General features: G+C 66.6%; 12 protein-coding genes. 3 read left to right on the plus strand and 9 right to left on the minus strand.

Annotated features, from left to right (window positions below; genetic code table 11):
- Positions 1 to 13: 13 nt before the first annotated feature.
- The gene (locus ACUYTF_RS02325; RefSeq protein ID WP_449279277.1) at positions 14 to 391 is read right to left on the minus strand and encodes a cold-shock protein; all 378 of its coding nucleotides are present in this window, start codon (positions 389 to 391) and stop codon (positions 14 to 16) included.
- A 187-nt stretch (positions 392 to 578) separates the two neighbouring features.
- Here ACUYTF_RS02325 and ACUYTF_RS02330 point away from each other — a divergent pair, with 187 nt between their 5' ends.
- Positions 579 to 857, plus strand: coding sequence for a hypothetical protein (locus tag ACUYTF_RS02330; RefSeq protein WP_434140993.1), 279 nt, complete (start codon positions 579 to 581; stop codon positions 855 to 857).
- A gap of 2 nt (positions 858 to 859) precedes the next feature.
- Positions 860 to 2,650: a helicase-associated domain-containing protein gene (locus ACUYTF_RS02335; RefSeq protein ID WP_449279278.1), complete on the plus strand. Its 1,791-nt coding sequence runs from the start codon at positions 860 to 862 to the stop codon at positions 2,648 to 2,650.
- Positions 2,651 to 2,661: 11 nt separating this feature from the next.
- Here ACUYTF_RS02335 and ACUYTF_RS02340 read toward each other — a convergent pair whose 3' ends face one another.
- Genes ACUYTF_RS02340 through ACUYTF_RS02375 form a run of 8 tightly spaced genes read right to left on the minus strand, consistent with a single transcriptional unit; the run spans position 2,662 to position 13,398 of the window.
- A complete protein-coding gene (locus tag ACUYTF_RS02340) occupies positions 2,662 to 4,584 on the minus strand; it encodes an SDR family NAD(P)-dependent oxidoreductase (RefSeq protein WP_449279279.1) in 1,923 nt (640 codons plus the stop codon).
- Positions 4,581 to 6,071, minus strand: coding sequence for an FGGY family carbohydrate kinase (locus ACUYTF_RS02345; protein WP_434140989.1), 1,491 nt, complete (start codon positions 6,069 to 6,071; stop codon positions 4,581 to 4,583). Before ACUYTF_RS02345 ends, ACUYTF_RS02340 begins: the two co-directional genes overlap by 4 nt.
- A complete protein-coding gene (glpD, locus tag ACUYTF_RS02350) occupies positions 6,068 to 7,768 on the minus strand; it encodes a glycerol-3-phosphate dehydrogenase (protein WP_449279280.1) in 1,701 nt (566 codons plus the stop codon). The genes ACUYTF_RS02345 and glpD overlap by 4 nt, the downstream gene beginning before the upstream one ends.
- Before the next feature lie 53 nt (positions 7,769 to 7,821).
- Positions 7,822 to 8,694, minus strand: a complete 873-nt coding sequence (lsrF, locus tag ACUYTF_RS02355) for a 3-hydroxy-5-phosphonooxypentane-2,4-dione thiolase (RefSeq protein ID WP_449279281.1) — start codon at positions 8,692 to 8,694, stop codon at positions 7,822 to 7,824.
- Complete coding sequence (locus ACUYTF_RS02360; RefSeq protein WP_434140985.1) at positions 8,687 to 9,778, minus strand: ABC transporter permease subunit; 1,092 nt, start codon at positions 9,776 to 9,778, stop codon at positions 8,687 to 8,689. Before ACUYTF_RS02360 ends, lsrF begins: the two co-directional genes overlap by 8 nt.
- Complete coding sequence (locus tag ACUYTF_RS02365; RefSeq protein ID WP_434140983.1) at positions 9,775 to 10,746, minus strand: ABC transporter permease subunit; 972 nt, start codon at positions 10,744 to 10,746, stop codon at positions 9,775 to 9,777. Before ACUYTF_RS02365 ends, ACUYTF_RS02360 begins: the two co-directional genes overlap by 4 nt.
- Positions 10,743 to 12,272 carry an ATP-binding cassette domain-containing protein gene (locus ACUYTF_RS02370; protein WP_434140982.1) on the minus strand — a complete coding sequence of 510 codons (1,530 nt, stop codon included), beginning with the start codon at positions 12,270 to 12,272 and terminating at the stop codon, positions 10,743 to 10,745. Before ACUYTF_RS02370 ends, ACUYTF_RS02365 begins: the two co-directional genes overlap by 4 nt.
- Positions 12,273 to 12,312: 40 nt before the next feature.
- Positions 12,313 to 13,398: a substrate-binding domain-containing protein gene (locus tag ACUYTF_RS02375; protein ID WP_434140981.1), complete on the minus strand. Its 1,086-nt coding sequence runs from the start codon at positions 13,396 to 13,398 to the stop codon at positions 12,313 to 12,315.
- A 240-nt stretch (positions 13,399 to 13,638) separates the two neighbouring features.
- Here ACUYTF_RS02375 and ACUYTF_RS02380 point away from each other — a divergent pair, with 240 nt between their 5' ends.
- Positions 13,639 to 14,388 carry a UTRA domain-containing protein gene (locus tag ACUYTF_RS02380; RefSeq protein ID WP_434140980.1) on the plus strand — a complete coding sequence of 250 codons (750 nt, stop codon included), beginning with the start codon at positions 13,639 to 13,641 and terminating at the stop codon, positions 14,386 to 14,388.
- Positions 14,389 to 14,441 lie beyond the last annotated feature (53 nt).

A 14,441-nucleotide genomic window follows, 5' to 3' on the forward strand; every position in this document is an offset into this window, starting at 1 on the left:
CTTCCCGACCGGCTCAGACATCGAAATCATCCGCCACGCGCCGCAGCATCGTCGCGACCTTGCGCGCCTGCTGGCGCTCCGGGTACTGCCCGGCCTTCAAGCGCCCGCCCATACCGTCGAGCAGCTTCACCAGATCCTCGATGATGACCGCCATGTCGTCGGCCGACTTGCGCGACCGCTTCGCGAGACGCGGCGTCTCGAGCACGCGCACCGAGAGCGCCTGCGGCCCGCGGCGGCCGTCGGCGACGCTGTACTCGAGGCGGGTGCCCGCCTGCACATCGGCGCCCTCGGGCAGCACGGACGCGTGCAGGTACACCTGCTGCCCGTCATCGCCGTGGATGAACCCGAAGCCCTTGTCTTCGTCGTAGAACCTGACCTTGCCGTTCGGCATGCCTCGTTCCTCTCCTGCTCGATCGATGCGGGAGGCTCGCACCACCCCGATCGCCTGATCCTGGGCTGCGCCTGCCGCCGCCCGAAGTCTTCCGCGGCCGTGGCCGCTCGCTCTGCCAATCCTACCGATGAACGCCCCGATCCCGACTCCAAGCGTTCCCGCCCCGACATCGGCTAAAATAGGAGGGATGTCCAAAGAACGCAGCACCCCGCAGGAGCCTTCGGCGATCGAGCGGGCCCTCGCCTACGCCACGATCGCGATCATCGCGGCGGCACTGCTCTCGTTCTTCGCCACTCTCATCGTCGGCATGATCGACGGGGCCGCGCTCGCGGCCGGGTTCTGGCCGTTCGTCTACGGATTCTCGCTGATCGGCCTGCCGATCGGGTTCGTGCTGCTCATCACGCTGCTCATCCTGAGCCAGGCGCGCCGTCGCGCCGATTTCAAGCGGAACGCGCACAAGAACTGACCATGAGCGGCACTCTCGCGCTCTCGTCGGCCATTGCGGCTATGAGCCGCGATGCCCTCGCCGAACTGGTGGTGCGCCGACGGCCGCAAGCCGTCTCGGGCATCGTCGACCCCATCGGCCTCGCCGTCGAGCTGCTGCGGGCCGACTCGATCGAGCGCGCCCTGCGTCCCCTCGATCGCGGCTCGCTCGCCGCGATCGTCTCGCCCGAGCACGCGAGCGTGGAGCAGCTGTCGCTCCTGACCGCACTCGGACTGCTCGGCGTCGACGAGGGCCGCCCCGTCGCGCTCCCCGAAGCGGGTGCGGCACTCGCCGCGAGCCTCGACCGCGTCGGACTCACGGTCGACGAGCTGATCGACCCGGTCGACGCCGGGCCGCCGCAGCCCGCCGACACCGCCTCCTGGTACGTGCCGGCGCTCGCCTCGGTCGCTATCGCGGCCGAGACGCTGCGGGCGCTGCGCACCCGCCCGGGCAGTTTGAACCGCAGCGGTTCGGTGGCGGTCGCGACAGTGAAGGCGCTCGCAGACTCCACAGGGATCCCGGCGCACGAGATCTCCTGCGCGCTCGACGCGCTGATCGCCGGCGGCCTCCTCGCCCCGATGCCGCACGATGCGCTGCTCGCCTGGACCTCGGGCGCCGCCGAGTGGCTCGAGCTCCCCTCGCCCGAACGGTGGGCGCGGCTCGCCGGCGCCGTCGCCGCGGGCACCCCGGCCCCCCTGCGCGCACTGCTGCGCGAGGCGAGCGGTGCGACCGATACTGCTGATGCTGATGGTCTCGCGGCCGGCATCGACCTCGCCGCCGTACTCCGCGCGCTGCCGCAACGCTACCCGCTGCTCGCTGCTTCGACGGTCGCCGCGGTCGACCGCTACGCCGAGCTCGCGGCGCACCTCGGCCTCGCGGTCGGCGGCACGCTGAGCGAGGCCGGGCGAAGCCTGGTCACGCAGTCCGTCGACGATGCCGATGGGGCGCTCGCGATCGCGCGGCGCGACATGCCGGCCCCCGCGCCGGGCGTATACATCCAGCCCGATCTGAGCGTCATCGTGCCCGGTCCGCTCTCCCCCGCCGACGAAACCGCGCTCGTCACGTTCAGCCGCCCCGAGCAGACCGGCATCGCCTCGACGCGGCGCATCACCGAGGCGGCTCTGGCCGAGGCGTTCGAGCAGGGGCTCGGCGTCGGCGAGGCGCGCGCCATGCTCGAACGACTGTCGCTCACCGGCATTCCCCAGCCGCTCGAATACATGCTCGCCTCACTCGGCGAGCGCATCCGCAGCATCGTCGTGCACGAGCACGATGGCGACGAGGGGCGCACCCGCCTCGAGGTCTCGCGTGCCGAGCTGCGCGATACGCTGCTCGTCGACCGCGCGCTGCACCACCTGCAGCTCGCGCCGTCGGCGGGCGGCGATGCGCTCTACTCGAAGCTGCGCGCCGAGCACGTCGTCGCCGCGCTCGTCGATGCGCGGTACACCGCGTCGTACGCCGACCTTCCGGGCCGTGCCGCGCCGCGACTCGCCGTGCCCGCCGAGCCCCGCGCAGGCCTGCCTGCCGACCTCGTCGGGCTCGTCGACCGGGTGCACGCCGCGGCCGCGGCAGAGCCCGATGCGAGCGGTTTCACTCGGCGCCTCGAACTCGCGATCAAGGATCGCAGCACCGTGCGCGTCACGGCCTCGGCGCAGGGCCGCACCCACATCTTCACGCTGCTGCCGACCTCGCTCGATGCCGGCCGTTTGCGCGCTACCGACCCTGGGGCGGGTGTCGAGCGCACCCTGCCAGTGAGCACCATCACGGCCGTCGAATAGAGGGGCGGCGGTCAGATCACCCGGTCGTTACCCCCGTCGACGCTCAGGTGGGCGCCTGTCGTCGCCGGGAAACGTTCGCAGAAAGCAACGACGGCGTCAGCCACGGTCGCGCTACGAACCTCCGTGCGAAGCAGATTCCGGGTGCGGTACTCGTCGACGCTCAGGCCGTAGTTCGCGGCTCGCTCGCGCAGCAGCTCGTCGGTCCAGATCGCCGTATCGAACACAGCGTCGGGTTCCACCTGGTTGACGCGAATGCCATCCGCCGCCCATTCGAGCGCCGCGACTCGTGCGAGCTGCGCCGCAGCGGTCTTGCTCGCCGAATAGGCGGCGGCACCGGGCCCAGGGGCCGCGACATTCTTCGTCGAGATGAGCACCACACGGCCTCCGCGGGGCGAACGTGCAAGCAACGGGTGCGTCGCGCGGAAGATTCGTGCCACAGCCGTGGTATTGACTCGGAAAGCCCGGTCCCAGACCTCGTCGTCGAGATCTGCGATCGCTTCGCTCGGCGGGAAGATACCGGCCGCGACAACCAGCATGTCGACCCCACCGAAATCGCGTACCGCAGTGTCGATCGCGGCTTCGATCGCCTCGCTCGAAGCGACATCTCCGGTGATGCCCCGCCACTCTTCAGCGGCAAAGGCACTCTCGACGCCCGGGCTGAGATCGATACCCACGACCGCGGCGCCCTGGGCAAGCAGCTGCTCCGCGACCGAGCGGCCGATGCCCGATGCGGCACCGGTCACGATAGCAACTTCTCCGGCGAGCGGCTTCGCAGTGCGCCCCGCGAGCTTCGCCTGTTCGAGCGACCAATATTCGATGTCGAAGGTACTGCTCTCGTCGAGCGAGTTGTAGCGGCCGATGCGCTCGGCGGCATCGATGACATCCATTGTGTGCAGAGCGATGTCGTGGGTGATGCGCAGGTCGCGCGGAGTGCCGCCCGTGACCAGCATGCCGTACTCCGCGTCAAGCACCACTCGAGGAGAGGCCGGCAGTTCGGTGATCGGACCGGCGGCACGTGAGCGCTGCCGGTCCACGTACGCCCGGTACTCCGCAGCGAATGCAATCGCATCTCTCCCGATCATCGGCGAGCGCTTCGTGTAGATGACGTGTTCAGGAGTTGCGGTGCCTCGCGAGGTCAGATCGTCCAATCCCTCGCGCTGGGCGAACTCGAGCGCACGCGCCGAGGTCGACTGACGGACGAACTGCGGACGACCGGCGATGCGCGAGATCACCAGGCGCAGGTCAGCGAGGTCGATCAGCGCCCCCGTCCTGGCGGCGTCAGTACCGGGATTTCCCCAGTGTTCCGCGCTGAGCACGGACGCCGCAACGCCGACGAGCTCGCGGTGCCGATTGAGCGCCGCGTCGGCGTCGTCGTCGAAGGTGAACAACCCATGGTTGCGCAGTACTATCGCGTCGACCCCGCCGACATCGGTCCCGGCGAGCAGTCTCGCAAGGCCGAAGCCCGGCATGACATAGGGCAGCACGAGGACGCGTTCGCCCAGCACTTCGACGATCTCGGTGTCGCTCAGGCCACTGTTCGTGAGCGCGACGATAGCGTCGGCGTGCGAATGGAGCACGACCTTCGCCGGAAGGTACGAGTGGAGCAGCGCCTCGATCGACGCAGTCGGCGCCCGAGAATCGAGCGATGCCTGGCGCAGTTCGTTGACCATGTCCTCGTCGTCGAGCGATGACAGTTCGAGCAGGGCGGCAAGGCGATCCCGTCGCAGCGGCGCGAATCCGGGCGCTTCGATCGTGGCCAGGTCCCAACCGCTCCCCTTCACGAGCACGAGATCGACTTCGTCACCGGTGATATCGACGCCTGTGCTCTTGATCGAGGTGTTGCCTCCGCCGTGCAGCACGAACGATGGGTCTGAACCGATCTCGCGACTGACGCGTACGATCTGCGCGAGATCGCGCTCCTGCTGAGTCGTCATGCGTATTCCTCCCAGACTGCTGACATGGACGTGATGATGCGGTCGAAGCGCTCCGCCTGTTCTCGATATCTTGCCCGATCCGGGCCGGGCTCGACCACCAGTTCGGGGTCGGGCACCACCTTCCAGGCCGACATATCGACACCGATACCTGCGGCGGCGAGCGACGCGACACCGCGCGCTCCGAGCTCCGTGCCGAGCTGGCGCCGGATCGGGTGCCCGACGATATCGGCGAACATCTGCGCCCACTGCGGATTCTTCGCGCCGCCGCCGGCGAGCGTCCACGGCGCGTCGGACACCTCAGCTCCAGAAGCCATGACCTTCTCGAGCTGCACGCGATGATACTGCGTGATACCTTCCGCTACCGCCCGCGCGACATGCGGGAAACCGTGACTCCCCATCGCGCCGAGCAGCGCCCCGGATGCCCCGAGATGCTCCGGGGCTCCGTGGATGAAGGGCAGGAAGATGAGTCCGTCGGCCAGCGGCGGAATCTCCTGCGCGGCTTCGAGCAGATCCTTGGGGGTGAGGGGCCGCTCCGACCTGGCTCCCAGCAGCCTCGCCGCCCATTCGATGCTCACTGCCGAGGTCGGCGCGACCTCCATCGCGAGCATGAGGTCGCGATTCGGCAACAGCGCGTTGATGGTCACCCGAGGCGGTTCGTCGTCGGCGGGCACAACCACGGCGTTGATCGCCCAGGTGCCCATGATCACGGTGACATCGCCGAGCTCGGCAGCGCCTGCTCCGAGCGGACTCGCCACGCAATCCATACAGCCGGCGACCACGGGTACGTCTTCCGGCAGCCCCGTGAGCTGCGCCGTCGCCGCAGTCACCCGTCCGACGATCGCGTCCGAATCGTGCAGATCCGGGAGCAGCCGCATCAGGTCGGCGGGCAGCCCGAGCATTTCGAACACCGCCGGTTCGTACTCCCGGGTGCGAAGGTTCACGAGCCCGCAGCCCGAAGAATCGGAGAGGTCAGCGCTCGGAGCACCGGTAAGGCAGGTCGTCAACCAGTCCTTGCAGGTCAAGGCGCGATAGGAGCGCTGCAGCGTCTCCGGCTCGTGTTCGTGCAGCCAGCGCAGCAGCACCGCGGGCTGCGCTGCCCAGGGCATCGATCCGGTGAGCGAACGAGTGCGCTCGACTTGAACTGCCTCGAGGGCGCCGACGATCTCCTCCGCACGGCTATCCGTAGAGGCGAATGCGGTGCGCACTGGTCGCAACTCTTCGTCGACGAGGTACAGCCCGTTGCCGTGCCCCGTGCACCCGAGCGAGGCGATGCTCCAGCCATCACGCGCGAGACCATCGGTCAACTCTCGCAGCACTCCGCAGACGACATCCCACAGTGCCGCCATATCGATCTCCTGACGGTCTCGGGCGACCGCGACACGCGGATTCGGTGCCGCGACCGTCGCGATCTCGGAACCGCTCGCATCGAACGCCGCCGCTTTCGCTGATGTCGAGCCGACATCGATCCCGACGAAGCAGGTTTTCATCGTTCCCCCTGCTCCACGTGAGTTCCGGTTTCCGTCCGCCGAGACCGCCCCGGCCCTGCGCCACTGGCATCTCCAGCGAGTGCACGGGGAGCGAAACGACGGACCGCGGACCGATAGCGCGCGAGCTCCTCACTAGCGTACTTCCGTGACCATCCGGCATGCGCGACCAGGACCTCGACTGCCCGCGGAGCGCAGGCGAGTGCGACATCGCTACCCAGCGCGATGGTCGTGCGCCGCAGCAGTACGTCCTCGAGCGTCACTGCTCCTTCTTCGCGCACCGCGTAGACGAGCTCGGCGGCGATCGCTCCGCTTTCTTCATCGACGACCTCGCGCAGTTCGGCGTGCTGCTCGGCGATCGCTTCGATACGCCACGCGAACGTTCCATATACCGAGGCGAGACGCAGGGCAGACCGATCGGTCAGAACGCTGGTGGCAGCGAATTGCTGACGGAACTCCCGCACGCCCGCGGGCGGTGCGCCCGGGAACATGGCCGTTCGCGTTCCCGACCGGCGATGGCTCATGCCGAGGGCTGTCTCGATGTGACGCAGGGCCTCCTCGCCGAGGGCTCGATGGGTCGTGTACTTGCCGCCGATGACGCTCATCAGGCCCCGTGCTGTGCCGGTGTGCTCGACGATGTCGCTGTCGCGGGTCACCGACGACGGATCTGAGAGGTCCGCGACATAGGGCAGCGGGCGCACTCCGGAGTACGACCAGAGCACGTCATCGGCCGTCAATCCGGCCGAAGGCAGCAACCCGTTCACCGCGCGCAGCAGATACGCGATTTCGTCATCATTGATGACGATCTCATCGATCGACTCGTCGTAGGGCAGATCCGTGGTTCCGATCATGTACTTGCCGTCGTGCCAGGGCAGCACGAACATCGGGCGCTGGTCATCAGGCGATTCGAAGAATATGCAGGTGCGCGGAGCCCCGGAGAATGCGTCGACGATGAGATGGCTGCCCTTGGTCGGGCCGATACGGCGATCGTGCGCACCGTCGAGCTCGAGGACCTCATCGACCCAGGGTCCCGCCGAGTTGACGACGACACGGGCGCGGAGCTCGCGCTCGTCACCGGTTTCACGGTCGCGGTACACGACGCCGGCGATGCCGCTTCCGTTGTGCAGCATCGTGACGACGGGGGTATGCGTCAGGATCTGGGCCCCGTGCCGAGCGGAGTCGATCGCAAGTTCCATAGCGAAGCGCTCGGTCACGGGAACGTGCGCGTCCTGGAAGACGCCGCCCCATTTCACTCCGCCTTCGGCGACGGCAGGCCAGTTGCGTTGCAGCTGCTTCGAGAAGACGATGCGGTTCCACGGCAGTTTCTTGCGGAATGCAAGAATATCGTGCAGCATCAACCCGCACGACAGCATCCAACCGGGCCGAGATGCGCCGCGCGAGAACGGAATGAGCATCGGATACGGCCGCACCAGGTGCGGAGCGGAACGCAGCAGCACGTCGCGCTCGCGGATCGACTCGAGAACGAGCGGGACTTCGAACCGCTCGAGGTACTTGAGTCCGCCGTGGATGAGGCGGGTCGAGATCGCCGATGTGCGCGCCGCGATATCGTCGCGATCGATCATCACGACGCGCAGGCCGCGTCGTGCCGCCTCACGTGTGATGGCGAGGCCGTTGATCCCGGCGCCGATGACGACGACATCGGCCGTGCTGGGTTCGGCGTAGGTGCTGAGCGTTGACATGGATCGCCTTTCGGGCCGGCGAGCGCCCGTTCGCAGGCGCTCGCCGGACGGGATCAGTGGGTGAGGGTCTGGAAGAGCTCGTATGCCTCGGCGTCGGTCAGCCCATCGTGCACGACTGCTCGGACGGCGGTGAGCATCTCGGCCGGGTGCTCAGACTGGAAGACATTGCGGCCCATGTCGACGCCTGCAGCGCCCTGGTCGATCGCACGATACGCGACGCGCAGCGCCTCGCGCTCCTCGACCTTCTTGCCACCGGCGATGACGATCGGAACGGGGCATGCGCTCGTGACGGTCTCGAACCCGTCCTCCACGAAGTAGGTCTTCACGAAGCCTGCGCCGAGCTCCGCCATGATGCGGGTCGCGAGACGGAAGTAGCGCGCATCGCGCACCATGTCCTTCCCGACCGCAGTGACGCCGAGCACCGGGATGCCTGCCGCTTGCCCTTGGTCAACCAGCGTGGTCAGGTTGTGCACTGACTTGGTCTCGTTCTCGCTCCCGATGAAGACCTGCACGGCGAGCGCAGCTGCGTCAAGGCGCACTGCATCATCGATCGAGACAGCGATCTCCTCCTTCGAGAGGTCTCCCAAGACGCTCGGTCCGCCCGAGGCCCGCAGCACGATGCCTTTCCCGTTGTCGGCCGGAACCGTGGTGCGCAGCGCCCCCCGTGTGCACATCAGCGCGTCGGCCTGAGGCACCAGCGGCAGGATCGAGCGGTCGAGTCGCTCGAGGCCCGAGGTCGGCCCCTGGAAGTACCCATGATCGAATGCGAGCATGACGGTCTTGCCGTCCTTCGGGTCGAATACTCGTGACAGGCGCGCGCGCATGCCCCAGTCCTGCCCCGATAGTCCCTTCAAATGGAAATCGTTCCGTTCGGCAGGGGCGCCCAAGTAATCGGTGCCTTCACGGAGGTCGTCGAGATCAGCCATGTGTTTTCTCCTTCTGTTGTGCGTGGTGCGAGTTCTCTGAGGTCCCGGCAGCACCGGGGTCGTCGGTATCGTCGGAGTCGCCGGGCCCCGGCGCGAACGAGCGACGGAATCTGCGCAGCGTGCGCCGGCCGGTTCCCGTGGAAGCCGCAGCGACGACCACGACGAGCACGACCAGCACGCCCTTGAGCACGTTCTGAGCACCGACCGACCAGCCGACGAGATTCAGCAGGCCCGAGAGCAGCACGAAGAACATGGCACCGGTCCAGGTGCCGATGGCGATCGGTCGGCCGCCTGCGATCAGCGTGCCTCCGATGACGACCACTGCGATCGAGTCGAGCATGTACGAAGTTCCGAGAACGGTGCTGGGCGAGATGAAGGCTGCGAGCAGACCGCCGACGAGCCCGGCGAAGCCTGCGCAGATCAGGTAGGTGATCGCCGTGACCAACTTCACCGAGATCCCGGCGCGCTCCGCGGCCGGTGCGCTCTGGCCAACGGCTATCACCGAGATGCCGAAGCGCGTACGGCGCAGCACGAACCAGATGATGGCTGTGATGGCCGCCACGAGCAATGCGGTGACAGGGACGCCGAGCACTTTGGCGTTGACGAAGGCGCGGAGGGAGGGCGCTGCTCCTCCGCGTGCTGAGTCGGCGAGGAGCAGGGTGCCGCTCGTGACGATCAGGCTCGTGGCGAGGGTCGCGATGATGGGAGGAACTCGCAGCAGCAAAATCGCGGCGACGCTCACGAGGCCGGCGATGCAGCCAGAAATGATCGCGGCGAGCAGCCCGATGATCGGGCCGGCGTTCATGCCTACCGCGACGGAGACGTATGAAGCCATCGATATGACGGTGCCAACCGAGACATCGATATTGCCGGGGCCGAGCGTGATAACGAGCATCTGTCCGAGGGCGACGAGCACGAGGAACGGTGCGAGCGAGAGGGCTTGCACGAGCGGGTCGAAGGGAGCGCCGGGGCGCACGGAGATGATGATGCCCCATACGGCGATCACTCCGAGGAGAGACCATCCCCAGGCCGGCCAGACGAACCCGCGGCTTCGCGGGGAGGGCGCTGCGGCTTGTGCGTTCATCGTGCGAACCTCTCGGTGATGATGCGGCCGGCGAGTACGGCGAGCACGATCGCGCCCTGAGCCGCCGACTGCAGGCTGGAAGACAGATTGATGAGGCTCAGCAGCACCGTGATGAGGCCGAGCGTGATGGCTCCGAGGGTCGTGCCGATCGGCAGCGCCCGACCGCCCGAGAAGGTACCGCCGCCGAGGATCACTGCTGCGATCGTCATGAGCGTGTATTCCGTCGCCGCATTGATATCGCCCGACCAGGTCTGCGAAGCGAGGATGAGCCCGGCGAGCACCATGAACACGGCCGCGACCGAGTAGGCGAGCACGCGAGTGCCGACGAGCGAGGCCCCGGTCTTCTCGAGCGTCGCGGCCTGCGATCCGAGCGCTCTGATCCGCGCGCCGGACTTCGCGCGGCGTGTGACGTACCAGCCGAGCACGGTCGCGACTGCGATGAACACGAGAGGGGCGGGAATCCAGCTCGGACGCCAAGTCGACAGCGCCGACAGCCACTGGGGCGTTTCACCGCCGGGCGTCGGGCTGATCTGCAGGCCGACGCCGAGCCAGACGAAGGACAGCCCGAGCGTGACGATGATCGAGGGAACTCCGCGCCGCTGCACTGCGTATGCGATGACCGCATAGACTGCGATGATTCCGATGATGAGCCCAGCCGCGATCAGCGGGGTATCGATGAGCAGCTTGGCGACGATCACGGTTACGAGCCCGACGAGGTATCCGACGCTCAGATCGATGTCGCCGACCGCCATGATGATCATCTGGGCCTGCGATGCGAGTACGAGCGGCACTGATGACATGAGCATGAGTGTCAGGCCCGACACGCTGAGAATACCCGGCTGCAGGATCGCGGTGATGACGAAGATCGCGATCAGCGCGACAAGCGCGAGGAGCGCCGGCGAACCATTGAGTGCGCCGGCCCGGAAGCGCTGGGCCGATGAGGGTAGGGATGCAGTCGCGGTGCTCATCGGTTCTCCTTCGAATCGTGCTGGCCGAGGGCCCGCTGCACATCGGTGTGGTGTTCGGCGCCGAACGAGTCGGCGATGATTCGGTCTTCAGTGATCTCGCCGCCGCGCAGCTCGCTCACGGCCTCTCCGGAGCGGAATACGTAGACGCGGTCGCAGTGCGCCATCTCTCCGTTATCGGTGGAGTACCAGACGATCGAGCGGCCTCGCGAGGCTTCGATGCGCATCAACGCATAGAGCTCGTTCTTGGTCTTCACATCGACGCCCCGGAACGGATCGTCGAGGAGCACGAGAGGCGCATCAGTCGCGAAGGCCCGTGCGATGAGCACCTTCTGCTGATTGCCGCCGGACAGCGAGGTGATGGGGGCTTTCGCCCCGCCTTTCACTTTCAGGCGGTCGACCCAGTCCGCCGCAAGGTCCCGCTGTCTGGGCACCGAAATGATGCCGATTGTCGCCAACTGACGTGTGGCCGAAACGGTGAGGTTATCGGCTACCGTCCAGAGAGGGAAGATCCCGCTTGTCTGCCGGTCCCCAGGCACATAGGTGCGACGCTTGGCCGCTTCGACTCCGCGGCCGCCGTTCCAGAGCCGCTTCAAGAGCTCTTCCTGGCCGTGCCCGGCGAGACCAGCGAGGCCGACGATCTCGCCCGCACGCACCGAGAACGGCATTGCGTTGCCCGGTACCGTGGCGATGGTGCCTTCGTTCGAGTGCTCGAGGCTTTCCTCGACCTCTTCGATGCTCCGCATGATGGCGGTGTCGGCGTGCACGTCTCCGCCCATCGCCACGAGCAGGCGTTCTTCGGAGGTGTCGGATGCGTCGGAGACTTCGACGATACGTCCATCCTTCAGCACGGCGATGCGGTCGGCATTGGCGAGCACCTCTTGCATACGGTGCGAGATCAGCACCATTCCGATGCCCTGGGCTGCGAGCACGTGCAGCGCTTCGTACATCTGCTGCATCGCCTGCAGGCTGAGAGATTCCGTAGGCTCGTCGAGAATCAGCATCGACAGGTTCGGCGTGCACATTGCGCGCGCGATCTCGACCATCTGCCGCTGCGGCATCGGAAGGTCGCTCGTACGCTTCATGATGTCGATGCCGTGTCCCGGGAAAACGCGATCGAGCGTCTCAACGATCTCGTGCTCGGCTCGGCGACGCCAGCTCCATCCGGTCGAAGCGGGGGTCGAGAGCGCAATGTTCTCGGCGACCGTGAGGTCGGGGCAGAGCGCGAGCTCCTGATAGATCATGCGCACGCCGGCCGTCTCGGCCGCATTCTGATTCCAGGCACCGCCGGAATGCCACGCGATGGTGCCGGTGTCGGCGGCCTCCCGACCTGCGAGCAAGCGCATGAGCGTGCTCTTGCCTGCGCCGTTGTGGCCGACCAGCCCGAGAATCTCTCCGGAGACGACGGCGATATCGCCGCCCGCCAGGGCGACTGTGCTGCCATAGCGCTTGGAGACGCCTCGCGCTTCGAGTAAGGTGCGCCTGCCGTGGTTCGTTTCGGGCTCGCGCCCCAGCATCGAACTCGTCATCGAAATGTTCTTTCTCTCGGACTGGTCGGTCATGCGGCGGTTACGGGAGTGCAGGAACCTGGACGTCTTCGCCCTTGAGCAGAGCGGCGATGGCGGCATCGGTCGTCGCCTCATCCCATGCGTTCGCGGCGTACTCGTCGACGCTCAGCGCATCGACCCAGTAGTCGAGGTTGTCCTGGGTCACCTGCACGAGAGGCAGTACGACCTGATCGGGTACCTTATCGCCGCGCTCCTTCGCCAAAGCGACGTAGATTGCCGCGACTACCTGTCCGGGGTCGGTCAGTGCTGCGAACGAGCCGTTGTCGATGCCGCGTTCCTTCCAGAAGCTGAGCGACTTGCCATCGGTGTCGAAGACGACGACGGGGATGTCGCGACCTGCCGACTCGAAGGCCTGGACGACGCCCATGCCGCCGATGCAGCCGGGGACGGCCGCGATCTCGGGCATCGAACCGAGGATTGCGACGATCTCCTTCTGCGCGGTCGGCGAATCGCAGAAACCATTGACTTCGGCGACCACCTTCACGTCGGGGTAATCCGCAAGGATCTCCTGCTGACGGGCGTAGAAGGCCTCGTCCGGCTGAGAACCGATCACGCCGCGGTTGAGGATGATATTGCCCTTTCCGTCGATGGCATCGAGGGCGGGCTGGAGCGAATCTGCGCCCCACTGCGAGTAATCATTGCGAACGACCGTGCCGCAGCTCGTGTCCATGTCGGCGTCCAGGATGACGACATTGATACCTGCAGTGCATGCTTCTTCGACCACGGGGATCAGCGCCGTCGAAGAAGCCGGAATGACCATCAATACATCCGGGTTCTGCAGCATGAGACTGCGGATCTGCGACGCCTGCTCGGTCGCGCTGTTCTCGCCGGGCGCGTTGACGACCGAGAACTCCGAGACGACGCCGTCTTTCTTGAGCTGTTCAGCGGTCTTCTCGAACTTGTCGATGAGAGTGAGGCGCCATCCGTTGACGAAGCCGTTGGACAGGGCGATCTTGAGTCCTTCCGGCTCGCCGTCGGCAGTCTCGGAACCATCGCCCGAGCCACCTGCACAACCTGTCATGAGCAATGCTGCAGTCGTGAGCGCCGCCACGCCGCTGAGCACCCGTCGGGTGAATGTGAACTTCATTGTTTTGCCTCCTGGGCTCGCGCCTTCGCGGTCTGGGTCAGATCTTCCACGAACCGCGTCACTCGACTTTGAAGCGCACGCAGCCTTAAGATCCTTATAGTTACCAACTTGTCATGACGAGTTGGTAGTGATCAGATTATGGGCGGCGCACCCGGCTGTCAACTTTGCGAAGATAACGATTCCGCAATGTACGCTCGAGTTGGGTTGCCGCCCTGGCCAGTCATTGAACGAAGGAGCCACGTGCCGAACACTCCGACAGCGGCAGCGCTCGATCGCTCCGCAGCCACACCGCTCTGGCATCAGCTCTCGGTCGTGCTGCGCGAGACCATCAAGTCCGGCAACTTGCAACCGGACCAGGCGCTCCCCTCCGAGGCCGAACTCATCGATCGCTACGGCGTCTCTCGTACCGTCGTGCGCGAAGCGCTTGCCGACCTCGTTCGTGCCGGCCTCATTTACAAGGTGCGCGCTCGCGGTTCATTCGTCTCGCCCCAGCGCCCAGACCTCAAGTTCATCGGCTCCCTTATGGGTTCGTCGGCCGACCTCGCAGCTACCGGGAGGCTGATCACGACGAACGTCATCGAGTTCCGCGCTTCGACTGCGGATGCGGTCGAAGCCGAGGAGCTGAAGCTCGAAGCCGGCAGTCCGGTATGGCGGCTTCGCCGCCTGCGCTCGGTCGACTCGACCCCCTGGCTGTTGGTCGACACGGTGCTACCGCAAGCGCGCTTTCCCGGACTCAAACGCTCGAACCTCGAGAACCGCTCACTCTACGAGCACCTGCGCCGCCATATGGGCGTGCGACCCAGCGGCGCCGACCGCTGGATCGGTGCCGTACTGCCGAGCCAAGACGACGCCACACTGCTGCAGCTGCAGCCGAATGAGCCCGTACTCTCGATCGAGTCGGTCGTCTGGGACGAGCAGGGAGTGCCGTTCGAGCGCTATCACGCTCTGCACCGCAGCGGCGAGTCGCGCTTCTACGTCGGCATTCGCTGACAACGGCCGGCGCAGCCGAGCTGCGCCGGCGCCGCGAGCGCGCGAGCGGGTAG

Source organism: Leucobacter sp. GX0328, assembly GCF_053567315.1.

Coding starts and splice junctions, on each gene's coding strand:
- ACUYTF_RS02325 (WP_449279277.1), bottom strand. CDS start 391: ATGCCGAACGGCAAGGTCAGGTTCTACGACGAAGACAAGGGCTTCGGG.
- ACUYTF_RS02330 (WP_434140993.1), top strand. CDS start 579: ATGTCCAAAGAACGCAGCACCCCGCAGGAGCCTTCGGCGATCGAGCGG.
- ACUYTF_RS02335 (WP_449279278.1), top strand. CDS start 860: ATGAGCGGCACTCTCGCGCTCTCGTCGGCCATTGCGGCTATGAGCCGC.
- ACUYTF_RS02340 (WP_449279279.1), bottom strand. CDS start 4,584: ATGACGACTCAGCAGGAGCGCGATCTCGCGCAGATCGTACGCGTCAGT.
- ACUYTF_RS02345 (WP_434140989.1), bottom strand. CDS start 6,071: ATGAAAACCTGCTTCGTCGGGATCGATGTCGGCTCGACATCAGCGAAA.
- glpD (WP_449279280.1), bottom strand. CDS start 7,768: ATGTCAACGCTCAGCACCTACGCCGAACCCAGCACGGCCGATGTCGTC.
- lsrF (WP_449279281.1), bottom strand. CDS start 8,694: ATGGCTGATCTCGACGACCTCCGTGAAGGCACCGATTACTTGGGCGCC.
- ACUYTF_RS02360 (WP_434140985.1), bottom strand. CDS start 9,778: ATGAACGCACAAGCCGCAGCGCCCTCCCCGCGAAGCCGCGGGTTCGTC.
- ACUYTF_RS02365 (WP_434140983.1), bottom strand. CDS start 10,746: ATGAGCACCGCGACTGCATCCCTACCCTCATCGGCCCAGCGCTTCCGG.
- ACUYTF_RS02370 (WP_434140982.1), bottom strand. CDS start 12,272: ATGACGAGTTCGATGCTGGGGCGCGAGCCCGAAACGAACCACGGCAGG.
- ACUYTF_RS02375 (WP_434140981.1), bottom strand. CDS start 13,398: ATGAAGTTCACATTCACCCGACGGGTGCTCAGCGGCGTGGCGGCGCTC.